Origin of the sequence: Curtobacterium sp. MCJR17_020 (assembly GCF_003234365.2) — a bacterium.
GTDB lineage: Bacteria > Actinomycetota > Actinomycetes > Actinomycetales > Microbacteriaceae > Curtobacterium.
The window spans coordinates 1,948,655-1,967,984 of the sequence record NZ_CP126260.1 but is presented as its reverse complement, the minus strand read 5'-3'; the positions used below and the strand labels follow the sequence as shown (position 1 = coordinate 1,967,984).

The window sequence follows — 19,330 nt, the reverse complement described above, 5'->3', positions numbered from 1 at the left end:
CTTGCGTTTCAGGCGTGTAAATCCGCTGCTGCGTGCCATCGGCGCCGGAGACGCCAGACGAGGGGCTCCGTCCCGTGGTCGACGCCGAACCCCAGGACACGCAGCAGCACGAGGTCGTGGTCGCCGACCGCGTGCACCTCGTGCACCTCGGTCTCGTACCACGCGGCACAGCCGGCCAGGACGACCGCGCCGCCGGGCAGCCGATCGAGATCGACGCCGACGAGCCGGCCGTCACGGTCACGTGACGCGATCTGCCGGGTCAGCGCGCCCTGCCCCGTGGACAGCACCGACACACCGATCCGTGCTGCGCGCCCCAGCACGGGCCACGTCCTGGACGTTCGCTGCAGCGCCACTGATGCGAGCGGAGGCTCCTGGGACACACCCACCGAGAACGACGATGCGATCATCACCTCGACTTCTCCGCCCTGCTCCGCCGCCAGTGCGACCAGACCGGTCGGGTACGCGGCGAACGCGTCGCGCACGTCGAGGTCCGCGGCAGCTGGTGGCGTCGACTCCATCAGGCACGCACCCAGGTGTCGATGGCATCGAGAGCCGCACCCCGGAGCGCGTCGGGCATGCTCGCCGCTCGGATCGAGGTGCGAGCACACGTGGCGAGCTCATCGTCAGACAGGCCGAGATCGCGCCGTGCCAGTTCGTACTCGCCGAGGACGGTGGTGCCGAACAGGAGCGGGTCGTCCGCGTTGATGGAACAGGGAACCCCGGCGCTGAGCAACGCGCGGAGCGGATGGACGCTGAGGGTCGACACGACGCCGAGCGCGACGTTCGAGGTCGGACACACGTCGAGCTGCACACCCTCCCGCGCGAGCCGTTCGACGAGCACCGGGTCCTCGACGGCCCGGACACCGTGCTGGACGCGATCGGCGCCCAGGACGTCGATCGCTTCCCGGACGGCGTCCGGCCCCACCAGCTCGCCCGCGTGCGGCGCCACGCGGAGCCCGGCGGCCCGGCCGAGCGCGAAGGCCCGGGCGAACGGCGTCGCCGGGTGGCCGACCTCGTCGTTGGCGAGCCCGAGTGACACCACTCCCCTGCCGGCGTGCGCGACGGCGGCGCGTACCAAGCACTCGGCCTCCTCTGGGGATCGTGTCCGGTCCACCGTGACCATGAGCCTGACCGACACCCCGGTGTCGCGCGACGAGTCGAGCGCGGCTTCGGTCATGACGGCCAACACCTCCTCGACCGTGTGGCCGGCGTCGACGGCGAACTGCGGACTCACGGCGAGTTCCAGCGCGACGACGCCCTCGTCGAAGGCGTCCTCGGCCGCCTCGCCGATCACGCGCCGCATCGCCGCCGGATCGGCAAGGACAGCCGCGAGCGCCGTGTAGGCCGCCGCGAATCCGGCGAAACCGCCGCGGTACGGCAACTCGAGGTCCGGCAGGCCCGCTGCTGCGAGCAGATCCCGCGCGGTCGTTGCTCGGGGCACCGCCTCCAGATGGACGTGCAGGTGCGCTTTCGGGAGCCGCCTGAGGTCCTTGCGGTCAACGGTTCTTGTATCAGAACGGTTCATCGTGCCAGAAAACACGACCCACGTGACGCTGGAAGGGCGGTGCTGTTTCCGGCATGTTACGAAGCGGTGGATCAGGCCTCGACCCACGTCATCCGGTCGCGAACCGTGAGGAGCGGGGTCGTCCGCGCGTCCCGCACGTCCACGTCCACCGTGATCGAGGCCACCGCGCGAGCCAACTCGGCGGTGTCGGGCGCCACGACGAAGCAGGCGAGCGGCCACGGGCCCGTCTGTTCGACGACGTACCGCACGGCGTCCTGCCGCAGGAGACGCTGGGTGACCGCGGCAAGCCGGTCCGGACGGACATCCAGGTCGACCGATGCCTCCGACCGGAGCGCTCCGGGGTGGTCGAGCAGCGTCGCGAACCGGATGAGACCGTCCTCGACCAAGCGGAGTACGCGCCGCCGGGTCGCGGTGACGGTCAGGCCCACCGCCGCGCCGAGGTTCGTGAAGCTCGCTCGACCATCGTCCCGCAGCAGCGCGATCAGCGCTGCGTCGACGACGTCGACGGCACGGCGGGGTCGTGATGCCCAGATGGCGTCGTCGGGACGGTCGGCCTCCCACCGGGCTCCGACGTGGACCCGCCAGAGCACCGACGTGGCGATCCCCAGCGCGCCGGGCTGGGACCGTACCGCATCGACGACGACGGTCAGAGCATCGAGGTCCGGCGCGGCGACCTGGACGCGCAGAGCGCCACTGTCCGCTTCGCGTGCCGACCACGGTGCGGTCGCGAGCACCCCCGCGTCGAGGAAGGATTCCGGTGAGCAGCTGTCCTCGAGTTGGATGCGGAGCGACGCGAGCGCAGGTCGGCCGGCCACATCGGGGTGAACGAGCACGGTCGGTCGCAGCCGCCCGCTCGCGATCAGTCGACCGAGCCGCGTCCGCGCGGTCGACTCGGCGACGCCCAGTTCCTCCGCGATCCGCCGACTCGTGATCCGCGGGTGGTCCACAACGAGTCCGATGAGCGGGTCCTCGCCCCGATCCACCGCTTCTCCTCTCCGTCGCCGCGCCTGGTGCGGCATGACCCCTCGTCGATTCAACACGACGGAGGACCGGGAATCGTCGAGCGACTCGGCAGGGTGCCGGACTGCGGTGGACCTTTTGATTACATGGAATAGACTTTCCTGGAACTCGAACTGATCGGAGCACCGTGACCACCACAGCAGTCCTCGTCGTCGACATGCAGAACGACACCGTCCACGCAGAAGGAGCCTTCGCCGAGACCGGCGCAGCTGCACACGCGGCGTCGCAGAACGTCATCGAGAACGTCCGTCGCATCACTGAGGCCGCCCGGACCTCCGGATCGACGGTCTTCCACAACCGGATCGTCGTGTACCCCGGCGAACTCGGCGGGTCGAACGCGCCGATCTTCCGCATGCTGGGCCCGGAGTCCTTCAAGCTCGGAAGCTGGGGCGCGCAGATCGTCGACGAGTTGACCCCGGTCGACGGAGACATCGTTCTCGACCGCAACCGGATGAGCGTCTTCAACGGCACGGGTATCGACTTCATGCTCCGCAACCTCGGCGTCGACCACGTCGTCGTCGTCGGCGCGTGGACGAACATGGCCGTCGAGCACAGTGTGCGTGACGCTGCGGATCACGGCTACGCCGTGACCATCGTCTCCGACGCGACCTCCAGCCTGAGCGAGGACTGGCAGCACGCAGCACTGAACTTCGCGCTGCAGAACATCGCGACGGTGACGACCACCGACGAGGTCGTCGCGGACCTCGCCGTCTGATCCCTGACGCGATGGCCCCGGTGAGCGCGAGCCGCTCCCCGCACAGGAGACCCCTGCCCGTTCGATCGGGCAGGGGTCTCACCTCGTGCAGGCCGAGGCCACGACGGCTCCACGTCCGGTGAATGCGCGGTCGGAGCGCGACGTGCCGCGAAACCGACGGGACCGAAGACGTCGCTCCGGCTCAGGGCCCCGGTCAGCCGAGGAACGTCGCTGCTGCGAGTGCAACCGGGAAGGAAACCCCGGTGCTGACGAGCACGATCCGTCGAACGGTGCGGGCTCCGACCCCGAAGTCCGCTGCGATGGCGTAGATGTTCTGCGCGGTCGGGAGCGCCGCGATGACCACCAGAGCGAGGAGCGGGGTTCCCGAGAGGCCGAACAGGAGACCCGTGCCGAGTGTCAGCGCAGGCACGACGAGCACCTTCACGACGGTGGGCACGACGACGTCGGCCGTCGCCCGTGCTCGTCCGCTCCCGGACGGCTCCTCGACCGACCGCCGCCCGGCGAGGGACATGCCGAACGCGATCAACATGATCGGGATGGCGGCCTGCCCGACGAGGTCGACGGGCCGCAGGACCGGGTCGGGCACGGGCACACGGGCGAGGAGGACCGCGACCCCGACGACCGCTGAAACGATGATCGGGTTCCGGAAGGGTCGTCGGAGCACCGATCGTAACGGGGCACCGCGGTCCCTCGTCGTCTCGAGGACGATGAGCAGGGCCGGTGAGACGACCAGGACCTGGATGAGGATCATCGGTGCGATGAACGTCGCCGACCCGAGGACGGCCGTGGCGATCGGTACTCCGATGTTGCCCACGTTTGTGTAGATGCTCGTCCCGGCGAGCACCGCGACGTCGGCGAACCGCCGCCGGCCGCGGACGGCGAGCGCAGCAGTCGTGAGGAGCGCGCCGCAGACCAGGGGCAGCAGCGAAGCGAGCGTGAACGACGACACCAGGGTGTCAGGGTCTGCCCGCACCAGGATCGTGAAGTACAGCGCGGGAGTGGTGACGGCGAGTGTCAGGCGGTTGAGGACAGCCTCGGAGGAGGCCGGCACGACGTTCCCCCGGCGGATCGCGTAGCCGAGGACGAGCACCACCGCGACCGAGCCGTACCCGGTGGCGACCGACGCCGCGTTGGCGAGGTTCACCGTACCGTCCCCGTGCGCGGCCCCGCCGAAGCCGTGGCGTCGGCCATCCGAGGGCGGTCGCTGCCGCGTCCGGTCAACCGATCTCCCGGAGGAGGCGGTCGACGTCGGCGGCAACGAGCGGGACCCCGGGGAACTCGACGATGGTCGCGAGCGGGAACCCGACTGCCGAGTCGCGGCCGGCCTCGTCGGCGTACAGGTCGCCGATCCGTCCACCGAGCCCACCGCGCTCGTCGATCAACGCCGTCAGGCGGGGCCCGGCTTCCGGGTGGTCGAGCCACTCCGCGAAGGTGGACTCCGGGGTGAGCGGCACGACCACCGGGGTCCCCGGGACGAGGACCCGACGATCCAGCGCGAGCGCTGCCGAGGAACCCCCGACGTGCACCACGAGCGGCCCACCACCGAACACCCATGCGCCGACACCGGTGTGCCAGTGCCGCAGCGTCTCACGCCGGACCGGGACACGGACGTCCTTCGTCTCACCGACGTCGAGCCGCACCTTCGACCAGCCGCGCAGCTCGAGCGCGGGCACGGTCACATCGCCGGTCTCGTCGGTGACGTAGACCTGCACGACCTCGCTCCCCGCTCGTCCGCCCACGTTGCGCAGACGGACGACGACCTCGAACGCCGTGTCGTCCGCTTCGTCCCGGACGTCCACCCGCAGGTCTTCGTAGGCGAACTCCGTGTAGGAGAGTCCGTGCCCGAACGCGTGGTCCACCGCCACGTCGCGGGTCGCGTACCAGCGGTACCCGACGTGCACCCCCTCGGAGTAGCGCACCGTCCCGTGCTCTCCAGGGAAGTCCGAGAACGAGGGGGTGTCCTCCAGCCGGACGGGGATGGTCTCCGCCAACTTGCCACCGGGGTTCGCGTCGCCGAGCAGCACATCGGCGATCGTCTCGCCGTTCGCTTGTCCCGTCAGCCAGAACTCGACGATCGCGTTGACTGCTCCTCGCCATCCAGCTGTCGTCACGGCCGATCCGTTCGACAGGGATGCCACGACGGGCGTGTCGACGTCTCGGAGGCGTTCGAGAAGCTCGAGCTGGTCGGCGGGGAGGTCGATGTCCGTGCGGTCTCGCCCCTCGGCCTCGTACTCGCCCGGGAGCCCGAGGAAGAGCAGGACGACGTCCGCCCGCTGTGCCGCGGCAACGGCCGCGTCGAGGTCCTCCTCGGTGGTCGCGCCGCGCTCGAGCGAGTAGCCCGGGACGAACTCGACGAGGGCTTCCGCGGCGTGTGCGCGACGCGTGAGCTCCTCGACCGCGGTCACGACGCGGGTCGGGTTCACCCGTGAGCTGCCGGCTCCCTGGTACCGCGGAGCACGCGCGAGCTCCCCGAGGACGGCGACGCGCAACCCCGCGCGGAGCGCCACCGGCAGCACGCCGTCGTTCGTCAGGAGCACGGCCGACTCGGCTCCGGCGCGACGGGTCAGCTCGTGGTGTGCGGCCAGATCGGGCGCCGGAACGTCGCGACCGTCGCTCCGTGTTCGGTCCGCCAGGAGCCGCAGGCGTTGGATCGAAGCGTCGACAGTGGCTCCGTCCAGGGCACCGTCCGCGAGCGCCTCCGCGACCCGTGGGTCCTCCGGCCGACCGGGCATGCGGAGGTCCAGCCCCGCGGCGACGGCTGCGACCGGGTCGTGCACCGCGCCCCAGTCGGACACGACGACGCCGTCGAACCCCCACTCCTGCCGGAGGACGTCCGTGAGCAGCCAGCGGTTCTCGGACGCGAACACGCCGTTGATCCGGTTGTACGCCGACATCACCGACCACGGTGTCGACTCGACGACCGCGATCTGGAACGCTCTGAGGTAGATCTCGCGCAGTGTCCGCTCGTCGATCTCGGCGCTCACACGGAGTCGATCGGTCTCCTGGTTGTTCGCCGCGAAGTGCTTCAGGCACGCGGCGACGCCGACGCCCTGCAGTCCGTTCACCATCGCTCCGGCCATCACGCCGGCGAGCAGTGGGTCCTCCGACATGTACTCGAAGTTGCGCCCGCACAGCGGGCTGCGCTTGATGTTCAGGCCCGGTCCGAGGACGATGTCGACACCGGCGCCCCGGGCTTCGCGCCCGAGCGCTGCGCCCACCTGTTCGACGAGTTCGGGGTCCCACGACGACGCGAGGGTGACGGCCGGCGGGAAGCAGGTCGCCGGAGCGGACCGTTCGAGTCCCAGGTGATCGGGGTTCTCGTCGTCCTGGACTCGGAGTCCGTGCGGTCCGTCGGCGAGCCGCAGGCTCCGGACGCCGAGGGCCTCCGGTGTCGTCCAGTAGTCGGCGCCGGTCGTCAGCGCGGCACGGAGACGGTCGATCTCACCCGTCTCGGGCATTTCGGGAACGGCTGCGTCAGCACGGTCGGACATGGTGTCGGTCATCGGACTCCTCGGATGAACTGGATGAGCAGCGCGCCGGCGAGCGAGAGTGCCGCCGCGCACAGGTACAGGGACGTGTAGTTGCCGGAACCGCCGTCGGACGCGATGAGGAGGAGCGCCGGCGCGAGGAGTGGGGCGATGGTCTGCGGGATCGTGCTCGACAGGTTGAACACGCCCATCCCCTTCGCCGCAGCCACCGAGCTGTCCGGGAGGATCTCGGCCACGAGCGCGTAGTCGACCCCGAGGTAGAGGCCGTTGCCGAGCCCCGCGATGGCGATGCCCACGAGGAACATCTCGACGCTGGTCGAGAAGGCCACGACGAGCATCGCCGCGACGAACAGGAGCGACGCGAGGATCACGAACGGCTTGCGGCGGCCGATCCGGTCCGACAGCCAACCACCGCCGATGCTCGACACCGCGACACCGACCGCGAGCACGAACATCGCGAGGGTGAGGATCGGCGCGACGTCCTCGGTGGTGTACCCGAGGTGGTCGATGAGGAAGTACGTCTTGTAGGTCGTGAGCAGGTAGAGCGAGGTCCACGCCAGGAACCGGCCGGCCCACGCGAAGCCGAAGTCACGGTGCTGGAAGGGGTTGATCCAGAGCGCGGAGAAGACGGTGGAGAGCGTGAAGCAACCGACCTCGTCGCGGCTGCGCGGGTGTTCGCGGAGGGTGAGCACGCACGGGAGCACGAGCAGCGCGCCGACGACCGCCGGCCAGATGAACATCCCGGCCCCGTCGGTACCGACGATCTGGGCGAGGAAGGTCCCACCGACCACGCCGACCTGGCCGGTCATCCCCATGAAGCCCGAGACCCGACCGCGCAGCGCAGTGGGGACGCGCTCGGGCATGACGGCGATGAAGGCCGCGAGCGCCGCGTTGAACGCGACCTGCGCGAGGGCCCAACCGACGGCCACGAGGGCGATGTTCGGTGCGAACCCGATGGCGAAGACCGCTGCGCCGCCGATCACGAAGCCGGTGATGATGTAGGGCCGGCGTTGCCCGAACCGCGATGTCGAGCGATCGCTCATGGCGCCGAAGATCGGGTTCGCGAAGAGCGCGGCGGCTGCTCCGACACTTGCGACGAGAGCCAGCGAGCCGGCCTTGCCGTCGGGGTCGAGCTGTCCGACGCGGATCGCGAGGGTCACCGACGCGGGCGTCACGAGGGCGACGTAGATGCCGATCATCGCGGCGATGTACCGCGCGACGAACCAGCCGCCGATCTGTTGGCCGGTCAGTTGGATGTTCCGAGTGGGTGGGTCCAGGGCGCGGGATGCCGCTGCGGTGGGCACCGGGGAATCGATCATGGCTACTCCGTTGTACGAACCGATGTGAGAGCGACCAACAGATAGGTCGACCGACCTGTACGTTAAGCCGTCCGTTCCGAGATCGCAACCACCCTCGCGGAAGGGATCAGCGAGCGGCCGCGATCTCGGCCCGCACCAGGTCGGCGACCAGCTCGACACCGCCGACGAGGTCGACGGAGGGATCCCGCAGCCACTGCATCTGCAGGCCGTCGCTCGTGCCGACGAGGACCGTGACCGCGCGGTCGATCCGGCCCCGTGCAGACGGACCAGCGACGCCCCGAGCACGGAGGATGGCTTCGGTGAAGCCGTGCCGTACCCGTCGGTACCGCTCCTCGAAGAAGGCGTGCGCCGGGTGGTCCTCGGTGAGCGACTCCCCCGTCATGACCGAGAAGAACCGGACCAGCACCGGGTCGTCGACGTTGTGCCGCACGGCACGGAGCATCTCGTCGACGAAGTCGGTCTCCCCTGCGGCGATGGCAGCCATGTCGGGGCGGTGCTGCCCCGTCGGGTAGTGCGCCTCGAGCGCCGCGGCGAGCAGGCCTTCCTTGCTGCCGAAGTGGTGGTGGAGTGCGGACTGGACGACGCCGGCCGCCCGCGCGATCTGGTTGAGGGAGGTGCCTCGGTACCCGTTCGCCCCGAAGAGCTCGACCGCCGCGTCGAGCGCGGCCGCCCTGGTCAGCTCGCCCTGCTGGGCGATGCTCTCTGCGCGCGGTGACATCGTGCCCCTCCCGATCGGTTGCCGTCCGAGCGTACCGACCACCGGCGCACGACGCGCGCCGCCCCACGTCGGGGTCGTCAGCCGTCGCGTGCTTTCCGAGACGTACAGGTCGGCGAACCAGGCACGCGTGCCGATGTCCACCCAGATCCCGACCGCCCCGGACGGCGCGCCCCGGTGCAGCCGCACCGTGTCGACCGTGACGATGCCGTCGACCTCGACGGCCACGTGGTCGTCCGTCACCGAGACAGCGAGTCGGTGCCACTGTCCCGGACGGACGTCCGCCGGAGATTCGTGGGGCCCGTCCGGCCACCGCTCGCGGAGGACGTCGAACGACCAGTCCGGGTACGCGAAGTACTGCACCGCGCGACGGTCGCGCGGTGGTGGCGGCAGGAGACCGGTGCCGTTGCATGGTCGGATGTACACGCACTCGAAGGTGCCGACCGCATCGTCGATCCCGAACGCGATCCCGGCGAATCCTCGCGCGTACTCCGGCGCATCGGCGTGGGTCTCGGCCGCGACGGACACCTCGATCCGACCGGTCCGGAAGTGCACCGGGAGCGCGAGGAACGTCGGTTCGTCGATGTAGTCGACGCCGGGCACCCCGTCGCGTTCCACCGCCGCCGTCAGGCGCACCCGGAGGGCACCGGTCCCCTGGTGGACGTCGGGATCCACCCGGACCGACCGCGCCTGTGCACCGTCCGGGACGGAGTCGAGCGGGAAGGACCACCGGGCTGCACTCACGGCCGCACCGCGAGGTCGGTCGCCGCGCCGACCGTTCGCTGGTTCGCGACCCACCGTGCGGTCGCCGCCGCGTCACCGAGGGCGAAGACGTGGAGGCGGAGCGAGCCGTGGCGACTCTGGTCGAACCGGGCGCGGATCGAGTCGACGAAGCCGTCCGCTGCGACCACGCCGTCCGCGGTGACCTCGCGACCGGCGTACCGGGCGATCGACGCCGGCCCGTGGGTGCCCCTGAACTGCGACGCGAACTGCAGCACCGCCGCCGTCCGAGCGGGCCCGGGCACCCCGATCCGCACCGGCAGTTCGACGCCGCGTCCCCTGAGCCGCTCGATCCAGTCGAGCACCCCTGCAGCGTCCAGGGTGACCTGGGTGATCATCTCCCCGGCGACGCCCCGGGCGGAGAGTGCGCGGACCTTGCGGTCCAGAGCACGGTCGAGTTCCGCGGTCTCGACGTCGGGGTGCCCGTCCGGGTACCCGCCGATCCCGATGGTCGTGGGTCGGTACCGGGCCAGGACGTCGGAGTCGAGCACGTGGAGGGCTTGGTCGTACGGGCCCAGCGGGGTCCGTGGGTCCCCGCCGATGACGAAGAGCCGGCTGTCCGCCCCGACGGCACGGAGCGCCTCGAGGTAGGTGTCGAGCTCCCCCGACGAGACGAGGCGGCGAGCGGCCACGTGCGGCTCGGCGACGAAGCCGGCGCGGACGACCCCGGCCGCAGCGACGACGCGGTCTTCCATCGATTCACCGTCGACGAACCCGATGTTGACGACCGTGCCGGCCTCGAGGGCCCCCACCGCGACGAGTGATCGTGCCTGACCCGCGGTGACACCGATCGAGATGTCGGCGATACTGGTCGTCGTCGTCGGCCAGGTCATGGCGTCTCCTTCATGTAGGTTCCGTGGAATCATCTTCCGTGTAATACTAATGGACGACGGCGGTCACACGACGAGGAGGATCCATGACGGCGACGATGCGTGCAGTGGTGCTGGACGGTCCGGGCACCCCTGAGGCCCTCAGCATCCGGGACGTCCCGCGCCCTGAGCCACGGGACGGCCAGGTCCTGATCCGCGTCGAGGCGTTCGGACTCAACCGTTCGGAGCAGCACTTCCGCGAAGGCCTCGGATCGTTCGGCTCCTTCCCGCGCATCCCGGGCATCGAAGCGACCGGCACGGTGGCGGCGGCGCCCGGCGGGGAGTTCGAGCCCGGCACCAAGGTCGCAGCACTGATGGGTGGGATGGGCCGGACGATCGACGGTGGCTACGCCGAGTACGTCACCGTCCCGGCATCGATCGTCGTCCCGTTCACGAGCACCCTCGACTGGGCGACGCTCGGAGCGCTCCCCGAGATGATCCAGACCGCGCACGGCTCGCTCACGACGGGCATCGACGTCCACCCGGGCGACACCGTCCTGATCCGCGGCGGCACGTCGTCGGTCGGACTCGCATCCGCCGTGCTCGCGAAGCGACGGGGTGCGACCGTGGTCTCGACCACCCGTTCCGCCGAGCGGGCCGACGTCCTGCGCGACGCGGGCGTCGACCACGTCGTCGTGGACGACGGCACGATCGCCGACGCGGTCCGGGCCATCGCACCGGACGGCGTCGACGGTGCGATCGAGCTCGTGGGCACCGGCACCCTCCGTGACACGCTCCGCGCGGTGCGCACGCACGGGACCGTGTGCTTCACCGGGATGCTGTCCAACCAGTGGACGGTGCCCGAGTTCTACCCGATCGACTTCCTGCCGAACGGGGTCCGCCTGACGGCGTACTCGGGTGAGCCGAGCGACCTGCCCGCCGCGGTGTTGCAGGACGTCATCGACGCCGTCGAGTCCGGGTCCCTGCGGATCCCGATCGGACGCGTCTACGCCTTCGACGAGATCGTCACCGCGCACCGCGACATGGACTCCGGAGCGGTACACGGCAAGCTCGTCGTCCAGACCCGCTGATCGAGTTCCGCGGGCACCGTCGCCCGGGAACCGCTCGACCTGCTGGTCGCGGCGAGCTCGACGACCGCGCTCGTCGGGTCGTCAGGTTCCGGCAGGACGACGCCGGTCCGTACCGTCAACCGCACGGTGCGGACGCACGCCGACGACTGACCGCACGCGAACGATTGACCGCACGCGAACGTCTTCATCTGGCGTAACATAGTTCCACGGAAGATTCTTCACGGATGACGCCGACGACTGACGCCGACGTGGAGTCGAAAGGGAAACCCCATCATGCAGATCACCGCCGCCGTTGCCCGCGAGCACGGCGAACCACTCTCCGTCGAACAGCTCGAGCTGGACGACCTGAAGCCCAACGAGGTCCGCGTGCGGATGGTCTCGGTGGGCGTCTGCCACACCGACGCGATCGTGCGCGACGGCATCTACCCGACCCCGCTCCCCGCGGTGCTCGGCCACGAGGGCGCCGGCGTCGTCGAGGAGGTCGGCTACGCCGTCCGCAGCGTCGTCCCCGGCGACCACGTCGTCCTCGGTGCCGCGTACTGCGGGTACTGCCGTCGTTGCCGTTCCGGTGAGATGGCCTACTGCGAGAACCTGTTCGCCGAGGACTTCGGCGGCCGCCGCCGCGACGGCAGCACCTCGCTGTCGAAGGACGGCGAGGTCATCTCGTCGCACTTCTTCGGACAGTCCGCCTTCGCCACCCACGCGAACGTGGTCGAGGAGAGCGTGATCAAGATCGACAGTGACGTCCCGCTCGAGCACCTCGGGCCGCTCGGGTGCGGTCTCAACACGGGTGCCGGGACGGTGCTCAACGAGCTGCAGCCGCCCGCGGGCAGCAGCATCATCGTGTTCGGCACCGGCGCCGTCGGCAGCGCAGCGGTCATGGCGGCCGGCGTCGCCGGGTGCACCACGATCATCGCGGTCGACATCGTCGACTCCCGACTCGAGATGACGAAGGAGCTCGGAGCGACCCACGCGATCAACTCGAAGACCGAGGACGTCGCGGCCCGGATCGCCGAGATCACCGACGGTCGCGGGGTTGACTTCGCCGTGGACACGACCGCCCGTGGCGAGATCCTGCGGACTGCGTCCGAAGCGCTCGGCGTCCGCGGGACGCTCGCCCTCGTGGGTGCTGCGAAGCCCGGCACCGAGGTGGCCTTCGAGATCGGGAACTCCCTGGTCAAGGGGTGGACCTTCAAGACGGTCGTGCAGGGCAGCTCGGTTCCGCAGGTCTTCATCCCGCACCTGATCGACCTGTGGCGCGAGGGCCGGTTCCCGTTCGAGAAGCTGATCGGCGAGTACGACCTCGAACACATCAACGACGGGTTCGAGGACTCCCGCAACGGCAGCGTCATCAAGCCGGTCGTCGTCTTCCGCTGATCGCTCACCGCGAGGCGCCCCGTCCGGCTCGGGCGGGGCGCCTCGTCACGGCAGCACAGAGAACCATTCCATGGAAGAATCACGGGATGGAGCACGACGGACTGGCACTCGCCGCAGACGAAACCAACCACCACCAGCCGGCAGCGCCCGGGCTCGCCTCGGTGCACGTCCGGGCGCTCGTCACCTGGATCTCCATCTTCCCGATGGCGATGCTCGGCATGTTCGTCGAGTCGTTGGTGATCCCCTCGTGGCCCATCCCGGCGCGAGCGCTCGTCCTCACCGCGGTGGTCGTCCCGCTCGCGGTCTACGTGCTGGTCCCCCGGCTGCTCGTGCTCACCCGTCGCCTCTTCGCGCGGCGCTGACGGGTCCACCACCACGACGCACGTGCAGTCACCCTCGCGTCCACCGAGATGCGTCCGGCTCCCACCGTGCTGCGCCCTGCGGACCAGTGAGCGGCGAAGGGTGTCGGTTCAGCCCACGGATGCGACGACGGTGCGCACGAAGGTCCGCACGTCGGCGACCTCCTGCGCGCTGATGCCGTGCGCGAGGCCCGGGTAGACGTGCGTCGCGGCCGAGACGTGCCGCTCGACCCAGTCGGTCGTGCGGACGACCGCGTCGGCGGTGATGACCGCATCGTCCGCGCCGCGTCCCCAGAACAGCCGGGGTCGGCCCGCCGCGAGCTCGTCGTCCCCCGCCTGTACGGCACCGAGCACGAACCCGCCGAGCACGACCGGCGCGACCACGCGCTCGGGCCGCGTGCGGAGCAGCTGCGTCGCCATCAGACCACCCTGCGAGAACCCGATCGGCAACACACGGGTGCCCTCAGCGAGGTGCTCGTCGACCCACGCCCAGATCATCTCGGTCGCCTGCAGGACGGGAGCGGCCTCGGGGTTGCCGGGGGTCGAGATCGGGAACCACGCCGCACCCCCGTTCGGCGTGTCGACGGGTGCACGGAGTGAGGCCCACGGGAGGTCGAGGGCGAGGGCGTCGAGCAGACCGACCAGGTCGCGTTCGTTCGACCCGTAGCCGTGGAGGGCCAGGACGACCACGTCCGATCCCGAGAGTGACGCACCGGTGGCGACCGCCTTGAGCGCTCTGTTTGATGACACGTCACCATCCTAGTCGGTCGCTCCGCGACCACGGTCTTCCGGGAGACACTGCGCCGGCCCGGTACAGCGCCGGGTTCGAGGAGCAACCCCGTCGTCGACTCGTTCTGGGATCGTCCCCTTCCCCTCCGGCCGGGGAGCCCCTCAGGGGACGATCACCCACGTGCCGCTCAGTCGCTCACGCACGCACGGCGGAGGTCGCTCCGTCGTGCCGCAGTGCTGCGCGGACCGCCGGAGCGACCTCGGTCGCGAGCAACTCGATCGACCGGAGTGTGGCGTCCTGCGCGACCGATCCGAGCCCGACCTGCGCGAGGAATCGTTCGTGCCCGAGGACCTCGTGCTCCCACAGGATCTTGTCGACGATCTCCGCGGGGCTCCCGACCACGAGCGCGCCGCGCGGACCCGCCCACGCCTCGAATGCCGGCCGGTCGAGGCGTCCGACCCTCGGCATGTTCTGCCCGATGTACCCGGCGTACGGCTCGTGGAACTCGTCGCGCGCGCCCTGTGAGGTCGGGGCGGCGTGGAAGTGGCTCGTGACGCCCAGACGTGCGGACGCGAGCGCTGCGGGACCCGCCTCCGCTGCGGACCGACGGTACAGCTCGGCGAGCGGTGCGAACCGATCGGGCGCACCGAGCACGGCCAGGTAGGTGGGCAGCCCGAGTCGACCGGAGCGGACCACGGACTGCGGCGTCCCGCCCACCGCCACCCAGACCGGCAGGTCGCCGACGGGTCGAGGGTGCACCGGTGCACTGTCGAGCGGCGCCCGCGTGGTCCCGGACCAGGTGACGTCCTCGTCCCGCCGAAGCGCCAACAACAGGTCGAGTCGGTCCTCGAAGTACTCGTCGTACCGCTCGAGGTCGAGTCCGAAGAGCGGGAAGGACTCCAGGTAGGCCCCGCGGCCGGCGGTGATCTCGGCACGCCCGTCGGACAGCAGGTCGACGGTGGCGAAGTCCTCGAACACCCGCACCGGGTCGGCGCTCGACAGCACGGTGACCGTGCTCGTCAGCTGCACGCGGGCGGTCTCGCGGGCGATCGCGGCGAGGACCACCGGCGGTGACGAGATCGCGAAGTCGGAGCGGTGGTGCTCCCCGACGCCCACGACGTCGAGGCCGGCCCGGTCGGCCGTCCGCGCCCACCGCAACACCTCCTCGAGCCGCTCGCGCGGCGCGACAGCGGAGCCGTCGGCGCGGCGCGTCCGTTCACCGAACGTGAAGATCCCGAACTCGAACCGTTCTCCGGACATGGTCGCCTCTCCTGGATGGTGCGGAAACTGCGGACGGGAGGCGCGGTGCGGGCGTGCACCGTGCCTCCCGTCCGGAAGGGGGTCGCGTCAGCGGACCGCGGTGAAGCCGCCGGTCCACGCGATCTGCTCGCCGATCGCGAGGGCCATCTGCAGGTAGCCGACGGACTCGAGCTGCGTGGCGCGGCTCAGGGCGCCGGCGTCCAGGACCTGGGCGCCGCTGGCGGCGACGAGCTCGACGAAGGCCTGCTTCGCCTCGGCCGCATCGCCCGCGACGAGCACCGTGAGCGGGGCGTCCCCGACGGCACCCGCGGAGAGGGTGGCGGCGAAGTTGGTGTTGAAGGCCTTGAGGACGTGCGAGTTCTGCAGCAGCGTGGCGAGCTCGGTCGCGGCGTTGCCGGCCTCGATCGCGACGGGCGTGAAGTCGCTGAAGTCGACCGGGTTGGTGATGTCGACGACGGTCTTGCCGGCGAGGCGCTCGCGGCCTGACGTGGCGATCTCGGCCAGGGCCGGGTACGGCACGGCGAGCACGACGACGTCGCCCTCGATGGTGGCGGTGCCGAAGTCGCTGTGGGCGATGGTCTGCACGGTGGCACCGCTGCGCTCGAAGAGTGCGGCGAGTGCGGAGCCCATGTTGCCGGTACCGACGATGCTGACGGTGCTCATGATTCCTTCTTCCAGTTGGTTGTTCCTACAAGCAATGACCGTACGCCCATTCGGGTGACGCGTCAACTACCTGCAGTGTCCCGTCCGGTCGGGACGGACAGTGGGACCCCCGCCGCGCCGGCGTACGTGCAGACGATCTCGGCACGTTCGTCTCCTGTGAAGCCTCGGTGTTCGTCGCCGACGGACTCGGCGAAGGCGTCTCCCGCGCGGAAGACGTGCTCCACGCCGGCGATGCTCTGGAGCGTGATCGACCCCGAGATCACGAACGCCGTGTTCGGGGCGTCGTGCCGGTGCCACGGCAGCGAGCTGTGCGGCGGGATGCTGTAACGCACCACCGTGAGCTGCGGACGTCCCGCCGGATACGACTCGTACCGCGTCCCGTTCCACGCGGTGTCACTCCGGAGACGGACAACACTCGCCGCTGCATCCGGATCCCGTATCTTGCTCGAGACCTCGACGAAGGAGCGAACACTGTCCGCGACCATTCCGGGCGCCGCGGCACCGGCGTCATGCCCCTGCCCTTCGAGTTCGACGAGCGATCCAGCGGGGATGAGGCCAGCAATCTGCTCGCTCGAGTGGCGAAGCCATGCGGCGCTCTCGGTACCGCGCAGCACCAGCGTCGGGACACGGATGTCGGCGAAGTCCGCCGGAACGACGGCGAGCGTGTCGAGTGCACGGAGTTCACGGGGCCACGTGTCGACGAGCGCGAGTTGGTCGCCCCACGTGGGCGACGCATGCGCCGCACGGATGGCGCGATCCGGAACGCCAACGACCTCCCGCCAGCCGGTCTCGAGCACCCGCTCGAAGTCACCATCCACGAGGGCGCGCTCCATGATGCCGACCGTGGGGCCACCGACCGGACCATCCAGTCGGAGACCGGGTTCGTAGAGAACGAGCGCTCCGAGTTCGGCACCCCGCGCCACCTCGGCCGCGACCGCGCCGCCGAACGAGTGACCGATCAGAACCGGTCGATCGCCGACTGCGGCGAGCACGGCTCGGACGTCTTGGATCTCCCGCTCGATGGAGTAGTCATCCGCATCACCGCTGCCCCCTCGACCGCGCCTATCGAAGACAGTGACGCGGTACTGGTCGGCGAGGAGTTCGGCGACGTGCTGCCAGGCAGCGCCCACAGCCAAGCTTCCGTGGACCACGACGACGGGGTCTCCCGAACCGACCGTCCGGCAGGCCAGGATCGTGCCATCGTCCGAGATGACGGTCCAATCTTCCGCAGGCCGGGCTTGCGCTGCGATTGCCGCTTTTGATTCCATGGAACTATCTTAGCGTCTGGTAACCAGGGTCTCTCGGAGCGCAAACGGTTCCAGCCCGGGAGTGGAGGGGCCTCCTCGACTGCCCACCCACGACCGGATGCCATCGGGACCCACTGCGGAGCCGACAGTCAGTTCCCCGAGCAGGCGAAATCGGAAGAGTTCGGCTCATCCGGTCCAGGGACTCGAAGCCTGGCGGGGTCTTGACGAACCCGCTGCGCCGAGACGACCGAAGATGACCGATGATCCACGGACACTCCCACACTGCGACGACGAACCGCACACGCCCCGTCGTGGCGATCGCGATCGCCAGCACGTTCGTCGTCGCTGAGATCGTCGCCGCGGTCGGGACCGGGTCCTCGCGCCGTTGGTCGACGTCCGCCACATGCTCACCGATGCGGGCAGCCCCGGGGTTGCCCTGCTCGCCGCACGTTGGGATCCGCCCGCGCCGAGGTGATCGCCGCCACCGCGCAAGCCACCGTGCTCCTCGTCGACGACCTGCTCGTGCTGGTCGAGGGCGTCCAGCGGCTGGCGACGCCGCAGGAGATCCCATCAGCGGTTGCTGCTGTTCGGCGCGATCGGCCCCGCGGGGAACATCGTGTCGATCCTCGTCCTCGCACCAAGACGGAACGCGAACCTGAACCTGCGGGCGGCGTTCCTCGACGTCGTCACCGACGTCCTCGGCTCGGCCGACATGATCCCTGCGGCGATCGTGATCGCCGTCATGGGATGGAGTGGCGTCGATGCCATCACGGTGATCCTGATCGCTGTGCTGATGCTGCCGCGCACCTTCGCGCTGCTCCGCGACGCGGTCGACGTGTTGCTGGATCCACCCCCGCCGCCCTCGACCTCGACTTCGACCTCGACCTCGACCTCGACGACGTCAGCGTGGAGCACTCCACGTTCCGGCTGGAACCGGAAATGCACTGTGAACACGAGCAGACACCGCGTGCATGCATTGTGCGGTTTGACAGCATCGGTGACGATGACTGTGGCCGTCTCGAACCGGTCACTTCTCGCCATGACGACTCTTCGCCTCCTCTCGCTGCGACTGCTGCGTGCGGTCACTGCAGTCGCGGCTGCCGTCTTGCTGCTGCTCGGCGCTGTCACGTTGCAGACCAACACGGCGCACACCGACACGCCCGTCACCGCACTCACGACGACGGTCGCCGACGGGGTGACGGCGATGCAGGCGGTCCCGGGGACGGCGTACCTGGACGCCCACGACGGCTCCGCTGGGATGTTCTGTGCCCTGCCGGGGTTCGCGGCACTCGTGATCACCGCGGCGGTCACGCTGGCCCTCGCCTGCGCTGTCGCAACACGCAACCGGCCGCTGTTCACGCTGTCCGGACTCCTCGCCCGGAGCCGCCCACGGCGGGTGTTCGACCGCTGGTCGACGGTGTCGCTGACCCGCCTTGCTGTCTCGCGGATCTGATCCCCCTTCCGGACGTCCCCTCTGGGTCGTCAGCTGCGCCTGCCCGCGTTCGCCCGGAAGCCACTGATCGGAACCGTGACCTCTCTCCAGCTCGACTCGTCCCTGCCCATCTCGTATCCCACCCACCGCCGCGGCGGCGGCGGAGACCCAGGAAGCGGTCAGCGCTCCCTTGGGTACCGCGCAAACGCTGATCGTTGCCGCTTCCGCACTGGGATCGGCGCTGCAGCGTGACAGCTTCTCCGTCACCCGAACGTCCTGGTCGCAGTGATCTCGAGCTCGCCGTCCTCCGTGACCGGACCCTCAGCACCGAGGCCGCCTACCGGGAACCAGATCGACGCCGAGCAACAGCGTGCGCGACAGCCGCAGTGGAAGCCGCCCAGGCAACGCGGACACGGCCGAGGCCGTCGACGACACCCGGCGCCGTGTCCGCGGCGGGGTCGACGATGCCGATTAGCTCCTACGGGTCGTTCCAGCCCTCCGGCAACCGGCTGCACCCGGTTCTGGGCTACTACTCCATGCACGCCGGCGACGACTTCGGTGCCGCATGCGGCACCGGCCCGTACGCCGCAGCCGGCGTCACCCCCGACGACGCGCACGTGTTCCCGGCCGGTGTCCTCGTCCGCCCAGGGCAACGCGTCACTGCGGGACAGAACATCGCCGAGGTCGGCAACGCCGGCCTCTCCGCCGGCTGCCACCTCCACTTCGAGGTCCGACAGAACGGCACCGCGACCCCGCCCACGCCCTTCCTCGACGCCCACGGCGTCTGACACGCAAGGAGC

The 19,330-nt window shown here is 70.1% G+C and carries 18 protein-coding genes; 6 read left to right on the top strand and 12 right to left on the bottom strand.

Annotated elements, in window-relative coordinates; all coding sequences use genetic code 11:
* Positions 1 to 8: 8 nt before the first annotated feature.
* The 3 genes from DEJ14_RS09325 to DEJ14_RS09315 form a co-directional block, all read right to left on the bottom strand.
* Positions 9 to 518 (bottom strand): flavin reductase family protein, encoded by a 510-nt coding sequence (locus DEJ14_RS09325; RefSeq protein WP_111084094.1) that lies wholly within the window; start codon positions 516 to 518, stop codon positions 9 to 11.
* Complete coding sequence (add, locus tag DEJ14_RS09320; protein WP_111084095.1) at positions 518 to 1,525, bottom strand: adenosine deaminase; 1,008 nt, start codon at positions 1,523 to 1,525, stop codon at positions 518 to 520. The genes DEJ14_RS09325 and add overlap by 1 nt, the downstream gene beginning before the upstream one ends.
* 71 nt (positions 1,526 to 1,596) lie before the next feature.
* Positions 1,597 to 2,508 carry a winged helix-turn-helix domain-containing protein gene (locus DEJ14_RS09315; protein WP_181437403.1) on the bottom strand — a complete coding sequence of 304 codons (912 nt, stop codon included), beginning with the start codon at positions 2,506 to 2,508 and terminating at the stop codon, positions 1,597 to 1,599.
* A 164-nt stretch (positions 2,509 to 2,672) separates the two neighbouring features.
* Between DEJ14_RS09315 and DEJ14_RS09310 the strand changes: the two genes are divergently transcribed.
* Complete coding sequence (locus DEJ14_RS09310) at positions 2,673 to 3,260, top strand: cysteine hydrolase family protein (protein ID WP_111084097.1); 588 nt, start codon at positions 2,673 to 2,675, stop codon at positions 3,258 to 3,260.
* 193 nt (positions 3,261 to 3,453) lie between these two features.
* On the opposite strand, the gene DEJ14_RS09305 is transcribed toward DEJ14_RS09310, so the two are convergent.
* The 5 genes from DEJ14_RS09305 to DEJ14_RS09285 all read right to left on the bottom strand — a co-directional run bounded on the left by DEJ14_RS09305 (position 3,454) and on the right by DEJ14_RS09285 (position 10,395).
* Positions 3,454 to 4,404, bottom strand: a complete 951-nt coding sequence (locus tag DEJ14_RS09305; protein WP_181437404.1) for an AEC family transporter — start codon at positions 4,402 to 4,404, stop codon at positions 3,454 to 3,456.
* Positions 4,405 to 4,477: 73 nt separating this feature from the next.
* Complete coding sequence (locus DEJ14_RS09300; RefSeq protein WP_258373173.1) at positions 4,478 to 6,763, bottom strand: glycoside hydrolase family 3 C-terminal domain-containing protein; 2,286 nt, start codon at positions 6,761 to 6,763, stop codon at positions 4,478 to 4,480.
* Entirely contained in the window at positions 6,760 to 8,067 is a 1,308-nt protein-coding gene (locus DEJ14_RS09295; RefSeq protein WP_111084099.1) for an MFS transporter, read from the bottom strand. Before DEJ14_RS09295 ends, DEJ14_RS09300 begins: the two co-directional genes overlap by 4 nt.
* A gap of 106 nt (positions 8,068 to 8,173) precedes the next feature.
* On the bottom strand, positions 8,174 to 9,526 hold the full coding sequence (locus tag DEJ14_RS09290) for a TetR/AcrR family transcriptional regulator (RefSeq protein WP_220036380.1): 1,353 nt from the start codon (positions 9,524 to 9,526) through the stop codon (positions 8,174 to 8,176).
* Positions 9,523 to 10,395: a methylenetetrahydrofolate reductase gene (locus DEJ14_RS09285; protein WP_111084100.1), complete on the bottom strand. Its 873-nt coding sequence runs from the start codon at positions 10,393 to 10,395 to the stop codon at positions 9,523 to 9,525. Before DEJ14_RS09285 ends, DEJ14_RS09290 begins: the two co-directional genes overlap by 4 nt.
* A gap of 83 nt (positions 10,396 to 10,478) precedes the next feature.
* Here DEJ14_RS09285 and DEJ14_RS09280 point away from each other — a divergent pair, with 83 nt between their 5' ends.
* From DEJ14_RS09280 to DEJ14_RS09270, 3 genes are all read left to right on the top strand, one after another.
* On the top strand, positions 10,479 to 11,462 hold the full coding sequence (locus DEJ14_RS09280) for a zinc-binding alcohol dehydrogenase family protein (protein ID WP_111084101.1): 984 nt from the start codon (positions 10,479 to 10,481) through the stop codon (positions 11,460 to 11,462).
* Between the two features lie 273 nt (positions 11,463 to 11,735).
* Positions 11,736 to 12,839 carry an NAD(P)-dependent alcohol dehydrogenase gene (locus DEJ14_RS09275; RefSeq protein WP_111084102.1) on the top strand — a complete coding sequence of 368 codons (1,104 nt, stop codon included), beginning with the start codon at positions 11,736 to 11,738 and terminating at the stop codon, positions 12,837 to 12,839.
* 86 nt (positions 12,840 to 12,925) lie between these two features.
* Entirely contained in the window at positions 12,926 to 13,201 is a 276-nt protein-coding gene (locus DEJ14_RS09270; RefSeq protein ID WP_111084103.1) for a putative antibiotic biosynthesis monooxygenase, read from the top strand.
* Between the two features lie 108 nt (positions 13,202 to 13,309).
* Here DEJ14_RS09270 and DEJ14_RS09265 read toward each other — a convergent pair whose 3' ends face one another.
* The 4 genes from DEJ14_RS09265 to DEJ14_RS09250 all read right to left on the bottom strand — a co-directional run bounded on the left by DEJ14_RS09265 (position 13,310) and on the right by DEJ14_RS09250 (position 17,119).
* Entirely contained in the window at positions 13,310 to 13,948 is a 639-nt protein-coding gene (locus DEJ14_RS09265) for an alpha/beta hydrolase (protein WP_111084104.1), read from the bottom strand.
* 175 nt (positions 13,949 to 14,123) lie between these two features.
* Positions 14,124 to 15,188, bottom strand: coding sequence for an LLM class flavin-dependent oxidoreductase (locus DEJ14_RS09260; RefSeq protein ID WP_111084105.1), 1,065 nt, complete (start codon positions 15,186 to 15,188; stop codon positions 14,124 to 14,126).
* An 87-nt stretch (positions 15,189 to 15,275) separates the two neighbouring features.
* Positions 15,276 to 15,851 carry an NADPH-dependent F420 reductase gene (locus DEJ14_RS09255; protein WP_111084106.1) on the bottom strand — a complete coding sequence of 192 codons (576 nt, stop codon included), beginning with the start codon at positions 15,849 to 15,851 and terminating at the stop codon, positions 15,276 to 15,278.
* A 62-nt stretch (positions 15,852 to 15,913) separates the two neighbouring features.
* Positions 15,914 to 17,119 (bottom strand): alpha/beta fold hydrolase, encoded by a 1,206-nt coding sequence (locus DEJ14_RS09250; RefSeq protein WP_111084107.1) that lies wholly within the window; start codon positions 17,117 to 17,119, stop codon positions 15,914 to 15,916.
* A gap of 556 nt (positions 17,120 to 17,675) precedes the next feature.
* On the opposite strand from DEJ14_RS09250, the gene DEJ14_RS09245 reads away from it, so the two are divergent.
* Positions 17,676 to 18,551, top strand: a complete 876-nt coding sequence (locus tag DEJ14_RS09245) for a cation efflux transmembrane domain-containing protein (RefSeq protein ID WP_111084108.1) — start codon at positions 17,676 to 17,678, stop codon at positions 18,549 to 18,551.
* A gap of 443 nt (positions 18,552 to 18,994) precedes the next feature.
* The gene (locus DEJ14_RS09240; protein ID WP_111084189.1) at positions 18,995 to 19,318 is read left to right on the top strand and encodes a M23 family metallopeptidase; all 324 of its coding nucleotides are present in this window, start codon (positions 18,995 to 18,997) and stop codon (positions 19,316 to 19,318) included.
* The last annotated feature ends 12 nt before the right edge of the window (positions 19,319 to 19,330 follow it).

Bases quoted from the DNA above. Each gene is read 5' to 3' on its own strand.
- DEJ14_RS09325 (WP_111084094.1), bottom strand. From the start codon at position 518: ATGGAGTCGACGCCACCAGCTGCCGCGGACCTCGACGTGCGCGACGCG.
- add (WP_111084095.1), bottom strand. From the start codon at position 1,525: ATGAACCGTTCTGATACAAGAACCGTTGACCGCAAGGACCTCAGGCGG.
- DEJ14_RS09300 (WP_258373173.1), bottom strand. From the start codon at position 6,763: ATGACCGACACCATGTCCGACCGTGCTGACGCAGCCGTTCCCGAAATG.
- DEJ14_RS09295 (WP_111084099.1), bottom strand. From the start codon at position 8,067: ATGATCGATTCCCCGGTGCCCACCGCAGCGGCATCCCGCGCCCTGGAC.
- DEJ14_RS09285 (WP_111084100.1), bottom strand. From the start codon at position 10,395: ATGACCTGGCCGACGACGACGACCAGTATCGCCGACATCTCGATCGGT.
- DEJ14_RS09280 (WP_111084101.1), top strand. From the start codon at position 10,479: ATGACGGCGACGATGCGTGCAGTGGTGCTGGACGGTCCGGGCACCCCT.
- DEJ14_RS09275 (WP_111084102.1), top strand. From the start codon at position 11,736: ATGCAGATCACCGCCGCCGTTGCCCGCGAGCACGGCGAACCACTCTCC.
- DEJ14_RS09270 (WP_111084103.1), top strand. From the start codon at position 12,926: ATGGAGCACGACGGACTGGCACTCGCCGCAGACGAAACCAACCACCAC.
- DEJ14_RS09260 (WP_111084105.1), bottom strand. From the start codon at position 15,188: ATGTCCGGAGAACGGTTCGAGTTCGGGATCTTCACGTTCGGTGAACGG.
- DEJ14_RS09255 (WP_111084106.1), bottom strand. From the start codon at position 15,851: ATGAGCACCGTCAGCATCGTCGGTACCGGCAACATGGGCTCCGCACTC.
- DEJ14_RS09250 (WP_111084107.1), bottom strand. From the start codon at position 17,119: ATGGAATCAAAAGCGGCAATCGCAGCGCAAGCCCGGCCTGCGGAAGAT.
- DEJ14_RS09240 (WP_111084189.1), top strand. From the start codon at position 18,995: ATGCCGATTAGCTCCTACGGGTCGTTCCAGCCCTCCGGCAACCGGCTG.